The organism is Serratia sp. CY33802 (assembly GCF_052169095.1).
Classification (GTDB): Bacteria; Pseudomonadota; Gammaproteobacteria; order Enterobacterales; family Enterobacteriaceae; genus Serratia; species Serratia bockelmannii.
This window is the reverse complement of sequence record NZ_JBJNLL010000002.1, coordinates 1,369,658-1,390,421: the sequence shown is the minus strand read 5'-3', so window position 1 is coordinate 1,390,421 and position 20,764 is coordinate 1,369,658. Positions and strand designations below refer to the sequence as shown.

Below are 20,764 nucleotides of genomic sequence, written 5' to 3'. Positions count from 1 at the left end.
TGGGATGAAGAGTAACCTGTCATAGAGTCTCTCAAATGTTTGCAGCGCGAACGATGGAAACATCTTCGGGTTGTGAGGTTAAGTGACTAAGCGTACACGGTGGATGCCTAGGCAGTCAGAGGCGATGAAGGGCGTGCTAATCTGCGAAAAGCGTCGGTAAGGTGATATGAACCGTTATAACCGGCGATACCCGAATGGGGAAACCCAGTGTGTTTCGACACACTATCATGTCATGAATACATAGTGGCATGAGGCGAACCGGGGGAACTGAAACATCTAAGTACCCCGAGGAAAAGAAATCAACCGAGATTCCCCCAGTAGCGGCGAGCGAACGGGGAGGAGCCCAGAACCTGAATCGGCTTGTGTGTTAGTGGAAGCGTCTGGAAAGTCGCGCAGCAAAGGGTGATAGCCCCGTACACTAAAATGCACAGGTCGTGAGTTCGATGAGTAGGGCGGGACACGTGACATCCTGTCTGAATATGGGGGGACCATCCTCCAAGGCTAAATACTCCTGACTGACCGATAGTGAACCAGTACCGTGAGGGAAAGGCGAAAAGAACCCCGGCGAGGGGAGTGAAATAGAACCTGAAACCGTGTACGTACAAGCAGTGGGAGCACCTTCGTGGTGTGACTGCGTACCTTTTGTATAATGGGTCAGCGACTTATATTTTGTAGCAAGGTTAACCGTATAGGGGAGCCGTAGGGAAACCGAGTCTTAACTGGGCGAATAGTTGCAAGGTATAGACCCGAAACCCGGTGATCTAGCCATGGGCAGGTTGAAGGTTGGGTAACACTAACTGGAGGACCGAACCGACTAATGTTGAAAAATTAGCGGATGACTTGTGGCTGGGGGTGAAAGGCCAATCAAACCGGGAGATAGCTGGTTCTCCCCGAAAGCTATTTAGGTAGCGCCTCGTGAACTCATCTTCGGGGGTAGAGCACTGTTTCGGCTAGGGGGCCATCCCGGCTTACCAAACCGATGCAAACTCCGAATACCGAAGAATGTTATCACGGGAGACACACGGCGGGTGCTAACGTCCGTCGTGAAGAGGGAAACAACCCAGACCGCCAGCTAAGGTCCCAAAGTCATGGTTAAGTGGGAAACGATGTGGGAAGGCATAGACAGCCAGGATGTTGGCTTAGAAGCAGCCATCATTTAAAGAAAGCGTAATAGCTCACTGGTCGAGTCGGCCTGCGCGGAAGATGTAACGGGGCTAAACCATGCACCGAAGCTGCGGCAGCGACGCTTAGGCGTTGTTGGGTAGGGGAGCGTTCTGTAAGCCGTTGAAGGTGGCCTGTGAGGGTTGCTGGAGGTATCAGAAGTGCGAATGCTGACATAAGTAACGATAAAGCGGGTGAAAAGCCCGCTCGCCGGAAGACCAAGGGTTCCTGTCCAACGTTAATCGGGGCAGGGTGAGTCGACCCCTAAGGCGAGGCTGAAAAGCGTAGTCGATGGGAAACAGGTTAATATTCCTGTACTTGGTGTTACTGCGAAGGGGGGACGGAGAAGGCTAGGCTAGCCGGGCGACGGTTGTCCCGGTTTAAGCGTGTAGGGGGTGTGACCTGGTAAATCCGGTTGCATACTAACCCTGAGGCGTGATGACGATGCACTACGGTGCAGAAGTAGTTGATGCCCTGCTTCCAGGAAAATCCTCTAAGCTCCAGGTAACATTAAATCGTACCCCAAACCGACACAGGTGGTCAGGTAGAGAATACCAAGGCGCTTGAGAGAACTCGGGTGAAGGAACTAGGCAAAATGGTGCCGTAACTTCGGGAGAAGGCACGCTGGCATGTAGGTGAAGTCCCTTGCGGATGGAGCTGAAGCCAGTCGAAGATACCAGCTGGCTGCAACTGTTTAATAAAAACACAGCACTGTGCAAACACGAAAGTGGACGTATACGGTGTGACGCCTGCCCGGTGCTGGAAGGTTAATTGATGGGGTCAGCCGCAAGGCGAAGCTCTTGATCGAAGCCCCAGTAAACGGCGGCCGTAACTATAACGGTCCTAAGGTAGCGAAATTCCTTGTCGGGTAAGTTCCGACCTGCACGAATGGCGTAATGATGGCCAGGCTGTCTCCACCCGAGACTCAGTGAAATTGAACTCGCTGTGAAGATGCAGTGTACCCGCGGCAAGACGGAAAGACCCCGTGAACCTTTACTATAGCTTGACACTGAACATTGAGCCTTGATGTGTAGGATAGGTGGGAGGCTTTGAAGCGTGGACGCCAGTCTGCGTGGAGCCATCCTTGAAATACCACCCTTTAATGTTTGATGTTCTAACTCGGCCCCATAATCTGGGGTGAGGACAGTGTCTGGTGGGTAGTTTGACTGGGGCGGTCTCCTCCCAAAGAGTAACGGAGGAGCACGAAGGTTAGCTAATCACGGTCGGACATCGTGAGGTTAGTGCAAAGGCATAAGCTAGCTTGACTGCGAGAGTGACGGCTCGAGCAGGTACGAAAGTAGGTCTTAGTGATCCGGTGGTTCTGAATGGAAGGGCCATCGCTCAACGGATAAAAGGTACTCCGGGGATAACAGGCTGATACCGCCCAAGAGTTCATATCGACGGCGGTGTTTGGCACCTCGATGTCGGCTCATCACATCCTGGGGCTGAAGTAGGTCCCAAGGGTATGGCTGTTCGCCATTTAAAGTGGTACGCGAGCTGGGTTTAGAACGTCGTGAGACAGTTCGGTCCCTATCTGCCGTGGGCGTTGGAAGATTGAGAGGGGTTGCTCCTAGTACGAGAGGACCGGAGTGAACGCACCACTGGTGTTCGGGTTGTCATGCCAATGGCATTGCCCGGTAGCTAAGTGCGGAAAAGATAAGCGCTGAAAGCATCTAAGCGCGAAACTTGCCTCAAGATGAGTCTTCCCTGGGCCTTTAAGGCCCCTGAAGGAACGTTTAAGACTAAGACGTTGATAGGCTGGGTGTGTAAGTGCAGCGATGCATTGAGCTAACCAGTACTAATGATCCGTGAGGCTTAACCTTACAACACCGAAGGTGTTTTTAGAGAGATTTTCAGCGACGTTCCGAGATTGGTTCTGATGGCTTCACGGAAGTGAAGCGGTTGGAATGAAACAGAATTTGCCTGGCGGCAATAGCGCGGTGGTCCCACCTGACCCCATGCCGAACTCAGAAGTGAAACGCCGTAGCGCCGATGGTAGTGTGGGGTCTCCCCATGCGAGAGTAGGACACTGCCAGGCATCAAATAAACGTTATCAGTGTGACGACTGGTAATGCGCAAATCGCAAAGCGCGAATTTGCCGGCATCGAAAGATGCAACGTAAAAGAATCGGTGGAGCGGTAGTTCAGTTGGTTAGAATACCTGCCTGTCACGCAGGGGGTCGCGGGTTCGAGCCCCGTCCGTTCCGCCACTTAATTGATAAGCCCTGAGTCTCTGACTCAGGGCTTTTTCATATCTATATTTTGCGATTTTCAGGCCGGAATTGTCCTTCCTTACCGCCTTACTCCCCATATTGTTGCCTTTAGATCAAAAGTCTTATGCCGAACCAGGCGTTTTTGATCAATAAAAAAGTTGCCATAATCTTCCTCATACCACATCTACCCATTAATGAGAGAAAACATTATGAGCATCCCTGCATTTGGTTTAGGTACCTTCCGCCTTCAGGATCAGGTTGTTATCGATTCTGTCAGCACCGCACTCGAGCTGGGCTATCGCACTATTGATACTGCACAGATCTATGAAAACGAAGCGGCTGTTGGCCAGGCTATCGCTGCCAGCGGCGTGAAACGTGAAGACCTGTTCATCACCACCAAGATTTGGATCGCGAACCTGGCGAAAGGCGCACTGATCCCAAGCCTGCAAGAAAGCCTGAAAAAACTGCAAACGTCCTACGTTGATCTGACGCTGATCCACTGGCCGTCACCCAACGACGAAGTGCCGGTTGCCGAATTTATGGCTGAGCTGCTGGAAGCGAAAAAGCTGGGGCTGACCCGCCAAATCGGCGTATCTAACTTCACCATCGACTTGATGCAGCAAGCGATTGACGCGATTGGCGCCGATGAAATCGCCACCAACCAAATCGAGCTGTCACCGTTCTTGCAGAACCGCAAGGTGGTAGAATTTGCGCAGCAGCACGGCATCGCCATCACCTCTTACATGACGTTGGCCTACGGCAAAGCGCTGCAGGACGAAACGATCAAAAGCATTGCTGCTCGTCACAATGCGACCCCAGCACAGGTTGTCCTGGCTTGGGCATTGAAGCTGGGTTATGCGGTTATTCCTTCTTCGACCAAGCGTGAAAACCTGGCGAGCAACCTGTTGGCGCAGCAACTGACGCTGACCGACGAAGATATGGCGCAGATTGCCGCACTGGAGTGCAACGGCCGTCTGGTTAGCCCAGAAGGTCTGGCGCCAAACTGGGATTAATCATTCCTTGCAGTAGTCAGCATAAGGCGTCCATCGGGGCGCCTTTTTTATCGTTTCAGGTATTCACTCACAAAATCAATAAAGCTGCGCAGACGGTTGCTGACGGCGCTGTCGCTGTAATAAACCGCGTTGATCGGCATGGCGACCGGCAGTGTCGCTTCCACCAGAATCGGGACCAAATCTCCACGTTTGATATCTTCGTCGCTCATAAAGTCCGACAGGCAGGCGATACCGTTGCCATGCAGACAGAGATGGCGCTGGGTTTCTCCGCTATTGGTCGTCAAGCCTGGGGTGATTTCCAACTGGCTGCCATCTGAGCAAGCCAGTGGCCAGCGGTTCAAGCTGGGAAGGTCGTTGAAGCCGATGCAGCAGTGATGTTCAAGATCTTCTACCGTTAGCGGCGTGCCGTGTTGAGCCAGATAGGCGGGAGAGGCGAGCACATGCCGGTAGCTGGTCATCAGTTTGCGCGCTTTCAGTGTGGAATCGGTCAGTTCGCCTACGCGGATTGCGATATCCACTTTTCGCTCGATCAAGTTGATAAAGTTTTCCGAAGACACCAACGATAACGACATTTCAGGATAACGTTCGCGGAACTCCGCCACTAAAGGCGTCAGCATGTGCAGCACCACCGGCGTTGCCGCGTCGACGCGCAGCAGACCTTGCGGACGCTGGCGGCTTTCCATCAGCGCATTTTCCGCCGCGGCCATGTCGTTCAGTACCTTCTGCACTTGGCGAAAGTAATTCTCTCCTTCCTGAGTCAGGCTGATTTGGCGCGTGGTGCGGTTGAGCAACGTCACGCCCAGTTTGCTTTCCAGTTTTTTTACCGTTCGGCTGACTACGGAGTTCGCTTGTTCCAGGCGTTCGGCCGCCCGGCTGAAACTGCCGCTTTCCACTACGGTGACAAAGGTGATCAGCTCGTCTGAGTTTGCTTTCATTTTTGCTCCTATAGCAAAGTTAATTTGAAATTTTGAGCATTTTTATCATTTAAGCATAGGCAGATAATAGCCGTCATCAACTTGAATGCTATTTCGGAGTAAAAAATGCCACTCGCATTACTTGCCTTAACCATCAGCGCTTTTGCTATCGGCACGACCGAGTTCGTGATTGTTGGGTTGATCCCGACTATCGCGGAGCAGATTGGGGTGACCGTACCGTCCGCTGGATTGCTGGTGACTATCTATGCCCTCGGCGTGGCCATTGGCGCGCCGGTGCTGACGGCCCTGACCAGCCGTATACCGCGCAAGCTGCTGCTGGTTGGCCTGATGGTGCTGTTCACTCTCGGTAACCTGCTGGCCTGGCAATCACCCAGCTATGAATCGCTGGTGATTGCCCGGTTGTTGACCGGCCTGGCGCACGGCGTGTTCTTCTCTATCGGCTCCACTATCGCGACGAGCCTGGTGGCGAAAGAGAAGGCGGCTTCCGCCATCGCCATCATGTTTGGCGGCCTGACGGTGGCGCTGGTGACCGGCGTACCGTTAGGGACGTTCATCGGCCAGCAGTTTGGCTGGCGTGAAACCTTCCTGGCCGTTTCTCTGATTGGCGCGGTCGCTACGGTGGCCAGCATTATTCTGGTGCCGAACAATATCAAGAATCAGGGCAGCGCCGGCGTGCGGGAACAGATGAAAGTACTGACCCATCCTCGTCTGCTGCTGATTTACGCAATTACCGCATTGGGATACGGCGGGGTCTTCACGACCTTTACCTTCCTTGCGCCAATGATGCAGGAACTGGCGGGCTTCTCTGCTCCGACCGTGAGCTGGATACTGTTGGCTTATGGTGTCGCGGTGGCGGTGGGTAACATCTGGGGGGGCAAGCTGGCCGATCGCCATGGGGCGGTGCGTGCGTTGAGCTTTATCTTTGCCGCGCTGGCTGTTTTGTTACTGGTGTTTCAGTTTACCGCCAGCCACAGTATTGCCGCTTTGCTGACGGTGATTGCGATGGGCGTGTTCGCTTTCGGTAACGTGCCGGGGCTGCAGGTCTATGTGGTGCAGAAAGCCGCGCAATACACGCCAAATGCGGTGGATGTGGCGTCCGGTCTCAATATCGCGGCGTTCAACATCGGTATTGCGCTCGGTTCGGTGATTGGCGGTCAGACCGTCGCCTCACTGGGGCTGGCGCAGACCCCCTGGATTGGCGCGCTGATCGTGGTAGTTGCACTGTTGCTGGTTAGCCTCAGCGGCCGCCTGGATAAAAAGTCTCAGCTGCAAACAGCTTGATACACAAAATCATTGTTGTCTGGCCCGCATTTTGCGGGCCTTTTCGCATTTTTCACCTATTACTCCCTGTCTTTACACAGCTATACCGTCAGAAGATTGAAATCGCTGCAGGTGGCCCCTATAACTGAAAAGGTGATGCCCGCAAAAGCCATGCCCTCTATGCGGGGTAGGCGTATAATCAATTCATCGTTGGCGAGTCTTCATCGCCAGTTTTCATGTTAATGGGTAATAGGCGAATCGCGTGCCGAAACGAACTTATGCAATGAGGTATGTTGCAGGTCAGCCAGTTGAGCGAATCTTTCCTGGCGCCGTTAACCAGCCGTTGCCGCCAGGGGCGGCGCTGCCGACGACCGGCGCTCTGCGCGTTATGGTATGGAATATTTTCAAACAGCAGCGAGCCGACTGGCTTTCGGTGCTGAAAAACCATGGCAAAGACGCGCAGCTGGTGTTGTTGCAAGAGGCGCAAACCACGCCGGAACTGGTGAGCTACGCTACCGCCAACTATCTGGCGGCCGATCAGGTTCCGGCCTTTGTGCTGCCGCAGCATCCTTCCGGCGTGATGACGCTGGCGGCCGCTCATCCGGTTTACTGCTGCCCGCTGCGCGAGCGAGAGCCGCTGCTGCGGCTGTCCAAGTCGGCCCTGATCACCGTTTATCCGCTGTACAATGGCGAACTGTTGATGGTGGTGAACATTCATGCGGTGAACTTTAGCCTGGGCGTCGACGTCTACAGCAAGCAGTTGGGGCCGATAGGCGAACAGATCGCCAGTCACCGGGGGCCGGTGATTATGGCGGGGGATTTCAACGCGTGGAGCCGCAAGCGCATCAATGCGCTGTATGACTTCGCCGGCGAAATGGCGCTGCGCGAAGTGAGCTTCACCGACGATCACCGCCGCAAGGCTTTTGGCCGTCCGTTGGACTTCGTGTTTTACCGCAATCTTGGGGTCGTAGAGGCGTCGGTGCTGGTGACCAGCGCGTCGGATCACAATCCGTTGTTGGTGGAGTTTCATCCGGAGAAAGACTCGCCGGTATGGTGAATCGCAGGTAATAAAAAAGCACCCCGAAGGGTGCTTTTTTTGTGCCGAACATTTAAGTATCCGGCGTCATCTTGTTGCCGACAAACAGGGTCAGCTTCAGACCTGGCTGCAGGTTGCCTTTGGCGAGCGTTGAATTCCAACGCATCACGTCGTTAATATCGACGCCGTGACGACGTGCGATACTGGCGAGCGAATCACCTTTACGAACCTGGTAGGTGATACTGCTGTTACTGCCAGTATTGCTGGCCACTTGCAGGGTTTGCCCAACTTTTATGGCGCTCTTGGCGCGTAAGTTGTTCCAACTCTGCAAATCGCTGGTCTTAACGTTCAGCCGCTTGGCAATGCCCGATAAAGTGTCGCCTGAGCGCACTTTATACGAACTGCCACCGGTCAAACCGCTGTTCTTCGCCAACTGCGTCGTTGGCTGAGTCACGGCGATCTGGCCATCGGCCAGCGAGTCTTTCAGCTGATCGGCATGCCCTTTGGGAACCATGATGTAATGGGGCCCGTTGGGTGCCGTAACGCCTTTTTTGTAGCCTGGGTTATACGCTTTCATCTTGGTGACTGAAAGCCCTGCCATCTCAGCCGCCTGAGTTAGCTGGATCTGCTGCCCGACATCGATACGAGCCAGCGCACGGGTTTCATCCGTTTTCGGGAGTTTCACGCCGTATTTCTTGCTGTTCTTGATGATGTCGCTCAGTGCCAGCATTTTCGGGACATAGATTGACGTTTCACGCGGAAGCGACAATGCCCAGAAATTGGTTGGCTTACCCTGGCGTTTGTTTGCCTTCACCGCTTGCATCACGCGGCCTTCACCACTGTTATAGGCGGCTACGGTCAGTAACCAGTCGCCGTTAAACATGCGGTTCAAGCGCTGCATCATGTTAAGCGCAGCGGTTGTCGAGGCGACGACATCGCGTCGACCGTCATACCACTGATTGTTTTTCAAACCATAATTGCGACCCGTTTGCGGCACGATTTGCCATAGCCCTGCGGCGTTGGCACTTGACGTGGCGTGTGGGTCAAAAGCGCTCTCCACTATGGGTAGCAGTACCAGTTCCATCGGCATATTACGTTTCTTAATCTGCCCGACTATCCAGTACATGTACGGCTCTGCCCGTAATGTTACATCGTGGAGATAGCTCTTACTTTTTAAGTACTTTCTTTTCTGATCACGGATCCGGGAATTTTCCGGAACCTCCATCTTCAGCTCGTCGCTAATGAAGTTCCACAGGTCCTGTTGCGCGGCGGGACTGTTGTTATCCAACCACCGCGCCGAGCTCGCTCGGCCATTTGCTGTGTACTCTCCTGCTTCACCATCTTGACCAGCCGAAGACAAACTCTGTGCATGCTGTTCTGGCGCCGGTGCGTCCTGCCTGGACGACTGGCAACCCACTAGCAAGACTGAGGCGAGAAATATCGCTTTAGCCTTCATGTGTGTGTCAATGTAGTTGCTTAAAAGACGAGCAATAATACTTTGCTTCGCCAAATAACACAACTAAAAGCTTAGAAGTTATCTTTCCGCAGGCGTAATTCGGAAAAAACTGAATGAAGGCTTTCCGGTGGTGAATTAAAGCCTAATTTCTTTTGTAAATCAGCGTCATGGCAACGTAAAAACAGGTTAATTTTGCGCTCTAATTGCAACGTGGTCGGCACACTGGCTTGGCCTTTTGCCCTTAACGCTTCAACATGTTGTTGATATGTTTCAATCTCTCGATCTTCCGGCAAAATAGCCCGCGCAAACTTAAGATTAGAAAGAGTATATTCATGCGCGCAGCAAATTAAGGTGTTATCGGGAAGTTGCGCGAGTTGTTGAAATGAGTCGTACATTTGTTTGGCGGTGCCTTCAAACAGCCTGCCGCAGCCGGCGGAGAAAATGGTGTCACCGCAGAACAGATAAGGGGCACTATAGAATGCCACATGGCCCAACGTATGGCCGGGAACGGCGATAGTCCTGTATTGGCGGCCATCGATGTCAAAGGTGTCGCCGTCGCGGACGATGTGGTTGGCGCCTTTGTCCGCGGTTTCTTGCGGCCCATAGACGGCCAGCCCGGGATACTTCGCTACGATTTGCGCCACGCCGCCGACGTGATCGTGATGATGGTGGGTCAGCAGGATCGCCGCCGGCGCCAGCTGCAGGCGCTGCAACGCTTCGAGTACCGGCTGCGCTTCACCCGGATCGACGATAATGCAGCGCCCCTGTCGGTCATCCAATAACCAAATGTAATTGTCCTGGAAGGCGGGAATGCTGATAAGATTCATGGTGTACCTCTCGTTGGCAACGGCTTGAAAGAAGATAATAAATCATGAAACCAGCCCATACTCTACAAAAGCTCACCGGCCCGCAGTCCTGGGCTGAGCTGCCGTGGGGGGAGTACTATCGTGAAGCGCTCGAGCGGCAGTTGCAACCCTGGTGGCCCAAGCTGTTCGGTTTCCATCTGCTGAAGATGGGCATGCTCAGCGCCGAGCTGGCCACGGACAAATGTGCGATTTCCCATCAGGTCAACGTAGGGCTGGAGGGGGACGGGCTGCAGGTGATCGCCGATGCCTATCAACTGCCGTTCGCCGCCAAGTCGGTGGATGCCTGCCTGTTGGCGCATACGCTGTCCTATGCGGACGATCCGCACCGCATGCTGCGTGAGGTGGACAGGATATTGATCGACGACGGCTGGTTGGTTATCAGCAGCTTCAATCCGTTCAGCCTGCTGGGATTGGGCAAGCTGGTGCCCGGGTTGCGTCATCGCCAGCCCTATGTCAGCCGCATGTTTACCCAGATGCGGCTGTTGGATTGGCTCAGCCTGCTGAATTATGAGGTGCTGCATCAGTCGCGTTTTCACGTGCTGCCGTGGCACCGCAAGGGCGGCAAGTTTTTATGTACCCATTTGCCAGCGCTGGGCTGCATGAGCGTGATTGTGGCGCGCAAACGCACCTTGCCGCTAACGCCTACGCCGATGAAACTGGGGGCGAGAAAGCCGTCTCTTAGCCGCGCGGTGGGCGCGACCAAGAGCTATCGCAAGCTGCCTTAGGCTTCCGGTTGGTAACCGACGTCTTCTTGCGTCGGCTTACCGGCCGCTTCGCGCGCCAGCACGTCACAACGTTCGTTCTCCGGATGGCCGGCGTGGCCTTTGACCCATTCCCATTTCACCTCGTGGCGCTGAATGGCCAGATCCAACCGCTGCCACAGATCGACATTCTTGACCGGCTTTTTGTCGGCGGTTTTCCAGCCGCGCTTCTTCCAGTTATGGATCCAACTGGTGATGCCCTGGCGCACATACTGGCTGTCGGTGCTGAGCGTCACGGCGCAGGGCACGGTCAGCGCTTCCAGCGCCACGATCGCCGCCATCATTTCCATGCGGTTATTGGTGGTCAGACGAAAACCCTCGCTGAAGGTTTTTTCCGTTTGCTTATAGCGTAATATCGCGCCGTAGCCACCGGGGCCGGGGTTGCCAAGGCAGGAGCCGTCGGTGAAAATTTCTACCTGTTTGAGCATCTCTGGTAGACTCTTCCTATCAGTTTTATAAAAGCCAAGTCTGACATAAACGAGCGCTGTGAGCACTGCAATATGATCTCTACAACCACCAGACAGATTGTCCTCGATACCGAAACCACCGGTATGAACAAGCTTGGGGTGCACTACGAAGGGCACCGCATCATTGAAATCGGTGCGGTGGAGGTGATTAACCGCCGCCTGACCGGGCGCAACTTCCACGTTTACATCAAGCCGGATCGGCTGGTGGATCCGGAAGCGTACGGCGTACACGGCATCAGCGACGACTTCCTGGCCGACAAGCCGACCTTCGATCAGGTTGCCGACGAATTCCTCGACTTTATCCGCGGCGGCGAGCTGGTGATCCATAACGCGGCGTTCGACATCGGCTTTATGGATCACGAATTCCGCATGTTGCAGCAGGGCATCCCGAAGACCGAGACCTTCTGCACCATCACCGACAGCCTGCTGATGGCGCGCCGCCTGTTCCCGGGCAAGCGCAACAACCTCGATGCCTTGTGCAGCCGTTATGAGATAGACAACAGCAAGCGTACGCTGCACGGCGCATTGCTCGATGCCGAGATCCTGGCGGAAGTCTATCTGGCGATGACCGGCGGTCAGACCTCGATAGCGTTCCAAATGGAAGGCGATACCCAGCAAAACGACGCCACGCAAGAAATTCAGCGCATCGTCCGCCCGGCGACGGCGATGAAAGTGGTCTACGCCAGCGACGAAGAAGTGAAGGCGCACGAGGCGCGTCTGGATCTGGTGGCGAAAAAGGGCGGCAGCTGCCTGTGGCGCGGTGCGCCGGCCGAGTAACGGCATTTTTGCACGAAAAAAACGCACCGGATGAACCTTCGTTGAAAAACTGTGCAAACGGTTCATTTGGTGAGAAAAAGGCGTTGACGGAACCGAGAGGCGTCCGTAATATGCGCCTCGTTCCCCCGCAAGAGGGAATGGCGCGGAGCGGTAGTTCAGTTGGTTAGAATACCTGCCTGTCACGCAGGGGGTCGCGGGTTCGAGCCCCGTCCGTTCCGCCACTATTCAGAAGCCCTGAGTTAGCGATAACTCAGGGCTTCGTCGTTTCTGCTCTCGGCAAAACGGTACGGCCCAATGAACGGGGCCGGCAGACCGGCCCCTGATTCCTCAGAACAACACCGAGTAGTTCAAACCGAAGGTGCGTCCGCGGCCCTTATAGCTGTACAGCTCAGGCGAGCCGTAGGTCGGGCTGTACAGGATCGGCGCGCGTTGGCCCCAAACGGTGGTGTATTCCTTGTCCAGCAGGTTTTCCACGCTGAAGCTGATTTTCCCTACCGGCAGGGTATAGCTGCCGAGAAAATCGAGGGTGTTGTAGCCATCGATTTTGCGGCCTTGGGTGGAGTTGGCCTTGGTGTAATCGCCGTCGTCCGACACATCGAAGGTTTGCTGCGACTGTAAGCGCAGATTCCAGTCGCCCGGCGCCCAGCCGACATAAGCGGTGACTTTCGATGGGCTGGCGGTATCGACCACCAGCTTCTTCCATTCGCCGTTGACCTTGGTTTCGGAACGGATAACGTTGAAGTTGGTGCCGGCGCTCCAGTCGCTGTCTTCAAAGAAGTAGTCCACCGCGCCTTCCACCCCATAGATACGGCGCTTATCCGCATTGACGTTAATGGTCATGTCGGTTTTGTTGATAGCGATGCTCTTGTCGGACAGCGAGTAGTAGGCGGCGATTTGCGTGCGCAGGTTATCGCCGGTATAGCGCCAGCCCAGCTCGTAGGCATTGACCTTGATGCCCTCCAGCTTGGAATCGCCGACGTTGACGCTCTTCAACAACTGGTAATGGCCGCCGTTCAACGCGTAGGTGCCGTTACCGTAATATTTGCCCGGATCCGGGATCTCGAAGCCCTGAGAGAAGTTGAACCAGGTTTGCTGGCGCTCGGTCAGATGTGCCAACAGGCCGGCGTTGAACAGCGCGTTGTTGTAGTCGGTTTTCCCGCCCGGTATAGCGTCGGCGGATGTCGCGGCGCCGGTGGCGATCGCCTGCTGCTGGTTATAACCGACGAAGTCGTCGATCTTGTTTTCGGTGTACTGGTAACGCACGCCGCCGCTCAGGGTGAAAATGGGATTAATGTCGTAACTGGCCTGCAGGAACGACGCCAGGTTGCTGGTGGTATAGCTCGGGTAGCGGCCGGTGCTGTAAGCGTTCTCCAGCATCATGCCGCCGGACTGCTGAGCCTTCGCCAGGTTAAAGAACTGCTGATTGGCGTTGAAGCTTTCATGCTCGGCGTCAATGCCGTAAGTCAGCGTCAGTGCGTCGACAGGTTTGCTGTTTAACGTCAGCTTGCCGCCGTAGAAATCGGTTTTTTGCTGTGAAGCACCAATGCTGTTGACGTAATAGTTCGGCGCTTTGCCCGCCAGCGTCGGGAACGGGTAGAAGGTCAACGTTTCGTCGCGGTAGTAGACCTGCGCCACCAAATCCTGGCCGAGGAAATCAGTGTTGGAATACTGCAGGTTGATCAGGTGGCGTTCGGTACCGGGGATGCGGTCGGAATTTAAGTTACCGCTGTTATATGCCTTGGCGTTGCCCGTCACCGCCGCAAAGTTCTCTCCCAGGAACAGGCCGTGATCGCCGTCGGATTGGCTTTTGTAGTATTGGGTGGTCAGCTGCAGCTGTTGATGATCGTCGATGTTGAGGGTGCCGGTGCCCATGACGTCGAGGCGATCGGAATACTGCAGGCCGGTTTGGGTATTGTCGATCAGTACCTCATTGCCTTTGCCGTCATACCAGCCGCCATAGCGCTGGTAAGAAACGGACAGGCGCCCAGAGGCGTTGTCGTTGCCGCCGCTGACCGCCGCCGCCACGTTCTCGTCGTGATCGTTATGGCCGCCAAAGCCGGTTTTACCGCCGACCTGCAACTCGACCTGCTGTTCCTGTTGCCCTTTTTTGGTGACGATATTGATCAGGCCGCCGGTGCTGCCGCCGCCGTACAGAGAGGTCGCGCCGGAAATCACCTCGATATGATCGATATTGAATGGATCGATCGAATCCAACTGGCGGCTGTCGCTGCGCGATGAATTCAGGCGTACGCCGTCAATCATCACCATCATCGAGCGGCCGCGCATATTCATGCCATAGTTGGTACGGCCCTGACCGCTGACGTCCATGCCGGGGATCAACTGCGCCAACATGTCCTTGATCTCTTTACCGCCCTGAACCTGCTGTTCGATCTCCTGGCTTTCAATAATCCAGGTAGTCTGTGCCATTTCCGCCGTGCTGCGGTGCGAACGGCTGGCGGAGACCACCATCTGCTCTTCGGTGCCGGCTTTCTGATCTTCAGCCCAAGCCGCCGGCGCAAGCATTGCCAGCAGACAAGGGTTCAATACCCAAAGGTGTTTGCGTTTCATCGTTATTTCCTGGTGATATTGTTATTGTGTTTTTTTGAGAATGCTTCTTTTATCAATAACGTTTCTTGTTATCAATAAAATCGTGATATGATTTTTTGCGATACATTAACGTAATTAATTAGTTTTATTAACATTTTGCCCGCTGCGCGATCGAGCACCCCACGCCGTCAACACGGCAGCCGATCGGCCATACGCACAAGCGACAGCCGTTGCCGGAGAATCGAGAACATGTCCGCCAGCTACAGAATTTTTGATATCACCTTGAAAAGCAAAACGCTGATTTCATCTTCGCTGGTGCGCTGCGTGTTTGAAGGTGCGGATATTCATCGGATGAAGCTCGAAGCGCCGGACCAGCGCATCAAACTGTTGTTCCCGGCGGCGGACGGCAAGATCCCGCAGTTGGTCAACAGCTCTGACTGGTACGGCGATTACATGGCGATCCCCAAAGAACAGCGTCCGGTGATGCGCACCTATACGTTGCGTGCGCTGCGCCGCGAGCAGAATCAGATGGACGTCGAGTTCGTGTTGCATGGCGTGAACGGCCCGGCTTCCGCCTGGGCGACCCATGCCGAACCCGGAGACACGATTCAAACGGTCGCCCCCAACGGTGACTTCGACGGCGACAGCGGCGGTTACGAATGGGCGCCGCCGGCGCAGTTGCAACAGGCGTTGCTGATCGCCGATGAGACGGCGGTGCCGGCGGCGATGGCGATTCTGGAACAGCTGGCGCAGCAGGCCAATCCGCCGCGGGTGCAGGCGTTTTTTGAGGTGCCGGTGGCGGGGGATTGCCTGGATTTGGCGCATTTCCCGTTCGCCGAGGTCTACTGGCTGCCGCGTGACGTCGGCCGCCAGCTGGCACACGGTACGCTGCTGGTGGAAGCGGTGCGCCAGCGGGTGGATATCCCCGCATCGGCGTGCGCACAGGCGCAGTCACTGGCGGAAAGCAGCCTGAGCGATGAGGTGCTGTGGGAGCGGGCGGCCGGCAGCAACGCTTTTTATGCCTGGGTGGCGGCCGAATCTTCTGCGGTGAAAACGCTGCGGCGTTACCTGATTGGCGAACGCGATCTGGATCGCTCCACCGTCAACTTCATGGCCTATTGGTGCTGAACGAGCCGTCCTTTTCCGGCATCGGCGCGGAGCCTTTATCTCTCTGCCGAAGATCGACGCGCTAATCGCCGGCTGGGATCGCGTTTAATCAGTCAAGACGCAGAAAGCTGTCGGCATCGCGCCAGGCCGGGAAGGCGTTGCGGTAACTCTGCAGGGTTTCCAGCGACAGCTCGGCGTCCAGGCGCGTGGCCGCGCCGGGTTCCGCATCCGCCAGGATCTCGCCCTGAGGGCTGATGATTAAGCTGTCTCCGCTGTAGCTCAGTCCGTTAGGATCTTCGCCCACCCGGTTGCAGCCCGCCACATACACCTGATTCTCAATCGCCCGCGCCGTCAGCAGCGTTTGCCAATGGCGGCTGCGCGGCGCCGGCCAGTTGGCGACGTACAGCGCCAGATCGTAATCCTGCTGATAGCGCGCCCAGACCGGGAAACGCAGGTCGTAGCAGATCTGCGGCAGGATGCGCCAGCCGCGCCACTCGAAGATTTCACGCCGGTTGCCGGCCTGGTAATGCAGGTGTTCGCCGGCCATGCGGAACAGGTGGCGTTTATCATAGGCATGCACCTGGCCGCCCGGCTCTACCAGCAGGAAGCGGTTGACCGCGCCTTCGGGCGTTTTCAGCGCCACGCTGCCGCCGATTAACGCGTGGCTTTTCACCGCCCAACCGCGCAGCCAGTCGATCACCTGCTGTTCGGGCAGGGCGCTCTCGCCGGCATCCATGGCAAAACCGGTGGTGAACATTTCCGGCAAAACGATGAGATCGCGCCCGGCGATCGGTGCCAGCAACGCGTCGAAGGCGGCCAGGTTAGCGAGGCCGTCGCGCCAGACCAGAGGTTGCTGCAACAGGGTAATTTTTAAAGTCGACATAACCGCTCCGCAGCTGCATCCAGCGTGGCGTCCTGTTTAGCGAAGCACAGCCGGATCAATTTATGGGGGAAAGGATCGGCACAGAAGACCGACAGCGGAATGGCCGCCACGCCCACGTGCTCGGTTAACCAATGGCAGAACGCCACATCGTCCAGATCGGAGATGGCGCTGTAGTCCGCCAGCAAGAAGTATGTACCCGCGCAGGGTAAAATTTCCAGTCGGCTGCGCGCCAGCGCCTGCACAAAGCGATCGCGCTTGGCGCGATAGAACGCCGGCAACTGCCGCCAGTGCTCCGGCTCGGCACGCAGGCTATCCGCTAGCGCCAGCTGCGCCGGGGTGTTGACCGAAAAGGTCAGGTATTGATGCACCTTGCGCACCTCGGCGCTCAGCGCGGCGGGCGCCACGCAGTAACCCACTTTCCAGCCGGTCATGTGGAAGGTTTTACCGAAGGAGGACACCGCGATCGCCCGTTGGCGCAGCTGCGGGTGGGCCAACACGCTGGCGTGGCCGCCTTTGGCGAAGCAGATGTGTTCGTAGACTTCGTCGCTGAGCACGTAGATTTCGCGTTCTGCAATGGCGTGCCACAGCTGCTGCATATCTTCCGCCTGCCAGGCGGTGGCGGACGGGTTGTGCGGCGTGTTGACGATCACCAGGCGGGTGCGCGACGACAGCGCGGCGGCGAACCGTTGCCAATCCACGGCAAACGCGGGCGGCTGCAGGGCGAGGCGTTTGAGTACGCCGCCGGCCAGCGTCACCGCCGGCGCATAGCTATCGTAGCTGGGATCGAAGCAGACCACCTCATCGCCGGGGCGCACCAGCGCGCTGATGGCGGCGAACAGCGCTTCGGTGGCGCCGGCGGTGACGGTCACTTCAGCAGCGGCGTCCGGCTGCCAGCCATACAGCTCGGCGGTTTTGTCGGCGATGGCTTCGCGCAGCGGCGCCACCCCGGTCATCGGCGCATATTGGTTGGCGCCCTGGGCGACGTGCCAGGCCAAGCGTTCTTTCAGGTAGTCCGGCCCGTCGAAATCAGGGAAGCCCTGAGACAGGTTGATCGCCTGATGCTGCTGCGCTAGCGCGCTCATTTGGGTAAAGATGGTGGTGCCCAGGGCAGGCAGTTTACTTTCGGGAATCAATGCGGAAGTGCTCATAGCAGGTGAATACTCCAGGCGCTTATATTGCCGTCAATATAACACGATGCTAGTATTTGGCAATCAAGACGCTTAGATGGCTAAATGCGAAAAAGTGCTTAGCCCGCCACGCGGCAGGCAAAGTTTCCTCTGCCGGCCGCCTTACCGAACGGGAAATGATAATAATGACGGATAATCCGCAATTTACCGCATTGCTGGCGGCCTGCCACTGGATTGGCGACAAAGGCTGGTGCCCGGCGACCGGCGGCAACATGTCGCTGCGCCTCGACGAACGTCAGTGCCTGGTCACCGAGTCCGGCAAAGACAAGGGCAGCCTGAGCGCCGCCGATTTTCTGCGGGTGGATATCGCCGACAATCATGTGCCGAGCGGCCGCACGCCGTCGGCGGAGACCGGGCTGCATACGCTGCTCTACCGCCTGTCTGCGCACATCGGCGCGGTGCTGCATACCCATTCCGTCAACGCTACCGTACTGTCGCGGGTGGAACGCGGCGATGCGCTGGTGCTGCAGGGATACGAAATGCAGAAGTCGCTGGCCGGCCAGCGCAGCCACCTGGACAGTGTGGCGATCCCCATTTTTGATAACGATCAGGATATCCCCCGGTTGGCGGCGCGTGTGGCGGCCTATGCCGAGGCCACGCCACTGCAGTACGGTTTTCTGGTGCGCGGCCACGGTCTCTATTGCTGGGGAAGCCAGGTAGCGGAAGCCCGCCGCCATCTCGAAGGGCTGGAATTCCTGTTCCAGTGTGAACTGCAACGCCGCTTACTGGAGGCGAAATGATCCGCGCTATCGTGACCGATATTGAAGGCACCACCAGCGATATTCGCTTTGTGCATCAGGTACTGTTTCCCTATGCCCGCGAACGGCTGGCGGATTTTGTGCGCCGCCATGCCGCTGAGAGCGAAGTCGCCGCGCCGCTGGCGGCGCTGCGCGCTGAAATTGACCAGCCGCAGGCAGATCTCGACGCGCTGATCGCCGCCCTGTACCGCTTTATGGATGAAGATCGCAAATCCACCGCGCTCAAGGCGTTGCAGGGCATCATCTGGCGCAGCGGTTACCGCGAAGGGGATTTCCGCGGGCATCTGTACCCGGAAGTCGCCGGGCAGTTGGCCGCCTGGCAGCGTCAGGGGTTGAGGCTTTACGTCTATTCCTCCGGTTCGGTGGAAGCGCAGAAGCTGCTGTTCGGTCACAGCGACGCAGGCGATCTGCAGCCGCTGTTCAGCGGCTATTTCGATACGCACGTCGGCGCCAAGCGTGAAACCGCGTCGTACCGCAACATCGCGCAGGCTATCGGCATCGCGCCCGACGAGCTGCTGTTCTTGTCCGATATCCACCAGGAGCTGGATGCGGCGCAGGCCGCCGGCTGGCATACTTGCCAGCTGATCCGCGATGAGGCGGACGAGCAAAGCCGGCATCCGCAGGTTAACCGTTTTGATCGTATCGATTTAGGGGAGTTCGTCTCATGAGTGGATTGACCATTTTCAGCGATAAAGCGCCGCAGCAGCCGCTGTGGCAGAGCCGCGACGCGCAGGAGATCCAGCGCCAGCTGGCGCAAATCGGCGTGCGCTTTGAGCGCTGGCAGGCGGATCGCGAGCTGGGCGACAACCCGCAGCCGGAGGCAGTGATCGCCGCCTACCAGCATGAGATCGACCGGCTGGTGGCGGAAAAGGGCTACCAGAGTTGGGACGTGATCAGCATGCGGCCGGACCACGAGCAGCGTCAGGCGCTGCGCGAAAAATTCCTGTCCGAACACACGCACGGCGAGGATGAAGTGCGCTTTTTCGTTGAAGGGGCGGGGCTGTTTTGCCTGCATCTGGACGGCAAGATCTTCCAGATCCTGTGCGAAAAGAACGATCTGATCTCGGTGCCGGCCAACACCCGTCACTGGTTCGATATGGGCTCGGCGCCGCACTTTACCGCGATCCGGGTATTTGACAACCCGGAAGGCTGGGTGGCGCATTTCACCGGCGACACGATCGCCGATGCCTATCCGCGTTTGGACTGATCGTCAACCGGCGGGCATTACCCCAGCGCCCGCTGGAAAATCCCCGCTTCAACCTGTTGCGGCGTGATCACGCCGCTGTCGAACACCCACCCGCTGATAAGCTTCGCCGGCGTGACATCGAACGCCGGATTGTACACCGGTGCCTCGTTCGGCGCCCACTGGCAGGCGCCGAAGCTGCCTGAAACGCCGGTGACTTCGGCCGCCGCGCGTTGCTCGATCGGGATGGCGGCGCCGTCCGGACAGTGCGGATCGTGGGTGGTGTGCGGGGCGGCCACGTAGAACGGGATGCCGTGATAGTGCGCCAGCACCGCCAGGCTGTAGGTGCCAATCTTGTTGGCGACGTCGCCGTTGGCGGCGATGCGATCCGCGCCGACCCACACCGCATCGACCTGGCCCTGCGCCATCAGGCTGGCGGCCATCGAATCGCAGATCAGACGATAGGGAATGCCCAGCTCGCCCAGTTCCCAGGCGGTCAGACGACCGCCCTGCAGCAGCGGCCGGGTTTCATCGACCCACACCTGTTGCACTTTGCCCTGCTGGTGGGCGCGCAGCAGCACCCCGATGGCGGTGCCGACGCCGGCGGTGGCCAACCCGCCGGTATTGCAGTGGGTCAGCAGGCGGCTGCTGGGCTTGACCAGCCCAGCGCCGTGATCGGCGATGCGATCGCACAGCCGGCGATCTTCCTCCACCAGCCGCAGCGCTTCGTTCACCATCGCCGGCGCCCAGTCAGGCTCCGCCAGCGCCAGCTTCATGCGATCCAGATTGTTCATCAGGTTAACCGCCGTCGGGCGGGCGGCGCGCAGCGTGTGCAGCGCCTGTTCCAGCTCGGCGCGCGGCAGACCGCGTTCCGCCAGCAGCGCCAACAGCAGGCTGGCGGACAGCCCGATCAGCGGCGCGCCGCGCACCCGCAGGCTGTGAATGTGCCCGACCAACTCTTCCACGCTGTCGCAGGCCCGCCACCGCTTTTCCTGCGGCAGAGCTTGCTGATCGAGGATCCAAAGGCGGTTATCTCGCAGGGTCAAACTGGTGGTGTTAAGCGCTTGCATCGGCGGTTAATTCCTTGTTGCGTGGTTATTGCATCTGAAACGCTATTCTGCCAACATGACTTCCAGATGTATAGACGTCCAAATG

Annotated in this window: 17 protein-coding genes, 2 tRNA genes and 2 rRNA genes; 13 read left to right on the top strand and 8 right to left on the bottom strand. The window is 57.2% G+C overall.

From position 1 onward, the window contains the following. Window positions 1-76: 76 nt before the first annotated feature. From ACJ8HA_RS13315 to dkgB, 4 genes are all read left to right on the top strand, one after another. Window positions 77-2,984, top strand: a 23S ribosomal RNA gene (locus ACJ8HA_RS13315). Between the two features lie 99 nt (window positions 2,985-3,083). After that, window positions 3,084-3,199: ribosomal RNA gene (gene rrf, locus ACJ8HA_RS13310) — 5S ribosomal RNA — on the top strand. 94 nt (window positions 3,200-3,293) lie between these two features. After that, window positions 3,294-3,370: transfer RNA gene (locus ACJ8HA_RS13305), tRNA-Asp, on the top strand. A gap of 212 nt (window positions 3,371-3,582) precedes the next feature. Further along, entirely contained in the window at window positions 3,583-4,386 is an 804-nt protein-coding gene (dkgB, locus tag ACJ8HA_RS13300) for a 2,5-didehydrogluconate reductase DkgB (protein ID WP_016929009.1), read from the top strand. Window positions 4,387-4,433: 47 nt separating this feature from the next. Here dkgB and yafC read toward each other — a convergent pair whose 3' ends face one another. Next, on the bottom strand, window positions 4,434-5,321 hold the full coding sequence (gene yafC, locus ACJ8HA_RS13295) for a DNA-binding transcriptional regulator YafC (RefSeq protein ID WP_025301648.1): 888 nt from the start codon (window positions 5,319-5,321) through the stop codon (window positions 4,434-4,436). A gap of 105 nt (window positions 5,322-5,426) precedes the next feature. Between yafC and ACJ8HA_RS13290 the strand changes: the two genes are divergently transcribed. After that, window positions 5,427-6,602 carry an MFS transporter gene (locus tag ACJ8HA_RS13290; protein WP_025301649.1) on the top strand — a complete coding sequence of 392 codons (1,176 nt, stop codon included), beginning with the start codon at window positions 5,427-5,429 and terminating at the stop codon, window positions 6,600-6,602. Between the two features lie 241 nt (window positions 6,603-6,843). After that, the gene (locus ACJ8HA_RS13285; RefSeq protein WP_025160092.1) at window positions 6,844-7,638 is read left to right on the top strand and encodes an endonuclease/exonuclease/phosphatase family protein; all 795 of its coding nucleotides are present in this window, start codon (window positions 6,844-6,846) and stop codon (window positions 7,636-7,638) included. Window positions 7,639-7,690: 52 nt separating this feature from the next. Here the strand turns inward: ACJ8HA_RS13285 and mltD are convergent, their stop codons facing one another. Together mltD and gloB are read right to left on the bottom strand one after the other, a co-directional pair. Further along, entirely contained in the window at window positions 7,691-9,073 is a 1,383-nt protein-coding gene (gene mltD, locus ACJ8HA_RS13280) for a murein transglycosylase D (RefSeq protein WP_099817540.1), read from the bottom strand. Window positions 9,074-9,144: 71 nt separating this feature from the next. Further along, on the bottom strand, window positions 9,145-9,900 hold the full coding sequence (gene gloB, locus ACJ8HA_RS13275; RefSeq protein ID WP_049295099.1) for a hydroxyacylglutathione hydrolase: 756 nt from the start codon (window positions 9,898-9,900) through the stop codon (window positions 9,145-9,147). A 44-nt stretch (window positions 9,901-9,944) separates the two neighbouring features. Between gloB and ACJ8HA_RS13270 the strand changes: the two genes are divergently transcribed. After that, window positions 9,945-10,664, top strand: a complete 720-nt coding sequence (locus ACJ8HA_RS13270) for a class I SAM-dependent methyltransferase (protein WP_025301652.1) — start codon at window positions 9,945-9,947, stop codon at window positions 10,662-10,664. On the opposite strand, the gene rnhA is transcribed toward ACJ8HA_RS13270, so the two are convergent. Beyond that, window positions 10,661-11,128 (bottom strand): ribonuclease HI, encoded by a 468-nt coding sequence (rnhA, locus tag ACJ8HA_RS13265; protein ID WP_033649910.1) that lies wholly within the window; start codon window positions 11,126-11,128, stop codon window positions 10,661-10,663. The two genes, ACJ8HA_RS13270 and rnhA, sit on opposite strands and share 4 nt — an antisense overlap. 72 nt (window positions 11,129-11,200) lie before the next feature. Here rnhA and dnaQ point away from each other — a divergent pair, with 72 nt between their 5' ends. After that, on the top strand, window positions 11,201-11,944 hold the full coding sequence (gene dnaQ, locus ACJ8HA_RS13260; protein ID WP_025301654.1) for a DNA polymerase III subunit epsilon: 744 nt from the start codon (window positions 11,201-11,203) through the stop codon (window positions 11,942-11,944). A gap of 144 nt (window positions 11,945-12,088) precedes the next feature. Further along, window positions 12,089-12,165 (top strand) — tRNA-Asp (locus tag ACJ8HA_RS13255). 106 nt (window positions 12,166-12,271) lie between these two features. Here ACJ8HA_RS13255 and ACJ8HA_RS13250 read toward each other — a convergent pair. Next, window positions 12,272-14,512, bottom strand: coding sequence for a TonB-dependent siderophore receptor (locus ACJ8HA_RS13250; protein ID WP_099817539.1), 2,241 nt, complete (start codon window positions 14,510-14,512; stop codon window positions 12,272-12,274). Between the two features lie 228 nt (window positions 14,513-14,740). Here ACJ8HA_RS13250 and ACJ8HA_RS13245 point away from each other — a divergent pair, with 228 nt between their 5' ends. Further along, window positions 14,741-15,619 (top strand): siderophore-interacting protein, encoded by an 879-nt coding sequence (locus ACJ8HA_RS13245; RefSeq protein WP_043135506.1) that lies wholly within the window; start codon window positions 14,741-14,743, stop codon window positions 15,617-15,619. A gap of 88 nt (window positions 15,620-15,707) precedes the next feature. Here the strand turns inward: ACJ8HA_RS13245 and ACJ8HA_RS13240 are convergent, their stop codons facing one another. Both ACJ8HA_RS13240 and ACJ8HA_RS13235 read right to left on the bottom strand, forming a co-directional pair. Continuing rightward, window positions 15,708-16,481 carry an amidohydrolase gene (locus ACJ8HA_RS13240; RefSeq protein ID WP_197812897.1) on the bottom strand — a complete coding sequence of 258 codons (774 nt, stop codon included), beginning with the start codon at window positions 16,479-16,481 and terminating at the stop codon, window positions 15,708-15,710. Next, window positions 16,469-17,629 (bottom strand): pyridoxal phosphate-dependent aminotransferase, encoded by a 1,161-nt coding sequence (locus ACJ8HA_RS13235; protein ID WP_197812896.1) that lies wholly within the window; start codon window positions 17,627-17,629, stop codon window positions 16,469-16,471. The genes ACJ8HA_RS13240 and ACJ8HA_RS13235 overlap by 13 nt, the downstream gene beginning before the upstream one ends. 164 nt (window positions 17,630-17,793) lie before the next feature. Between ACJ8HA_RS13235 and ACJ8HA_RS13230 the strand changes: the two genes are divergently transcribed. The 3 genes from ACJ8HA_RS13230 to ACJ8HA_RS13220 are packed head-to-tail and all read left to right on the top strand — an operon-like array spanning window position 17,794 to window position 19,633. Beyond that, window positions 17,794-18,408, top strand: a complete 615-nt coding sequence (locus ACJ8HA_RS13230; RefSeq protein ID WP_025301659.1) for a methylthioribulose 1-phosphate dehydratase — start codon at window positions 17,794-17,796, stop codon at window positions 18,406-18,408. After that, window positions 18,405-19,094 (top strand): acireductone synthase, encoded by a 690-nt coding sequence (gene mtnC / locus ACJ8HA_RS13225; RefSeq protein WP_197812895.1) that lies wholly within the window; start codon window positions 18,405-18,407, stop codon window positions 19,092-19,094. The genes ACJ8HA_RS13230 and mtnC overlap by 4 nt, the downstream gene beginning before the upstream one ends. Next, window positions 19,091-19,633 (top strand): 1,2-dihydroxy-3-keto-5-methylthiopentene dioxygenase, encoded by a 543-nt coding sequence (locus ACJ8HA_RS13220; protein WP_043135518.1) that lies wholly within the window; start codon window positions 19,091-19,093, stop codon window positions 19,631-19,633. Before mtnC ends, ACJ8HA_RS13220 begins: the two co-directional genes overlap by 4 nt. Window positions 19,634-19,650: 17 nt before the next feature. On the opposite strand, the gene mtnA is transcribed toward ACJ8HA_RS13220, so the two are convergent. Continuing rightward, window positions 19,651-20,679, bottom strand: coding sequence for an S-methyl-5-thioribose-1-phosphate isomerase (gene mtnA, locus ACJ8HA_RS13215; protein WP_197812894.1), 1,029 nt, complete (start codon window positions 20,677-20,679; stop codon window positions 19,651-19,653). Between the last annotated feature and the right edge of the window lie 85 nt (window positions 20,680-20,764).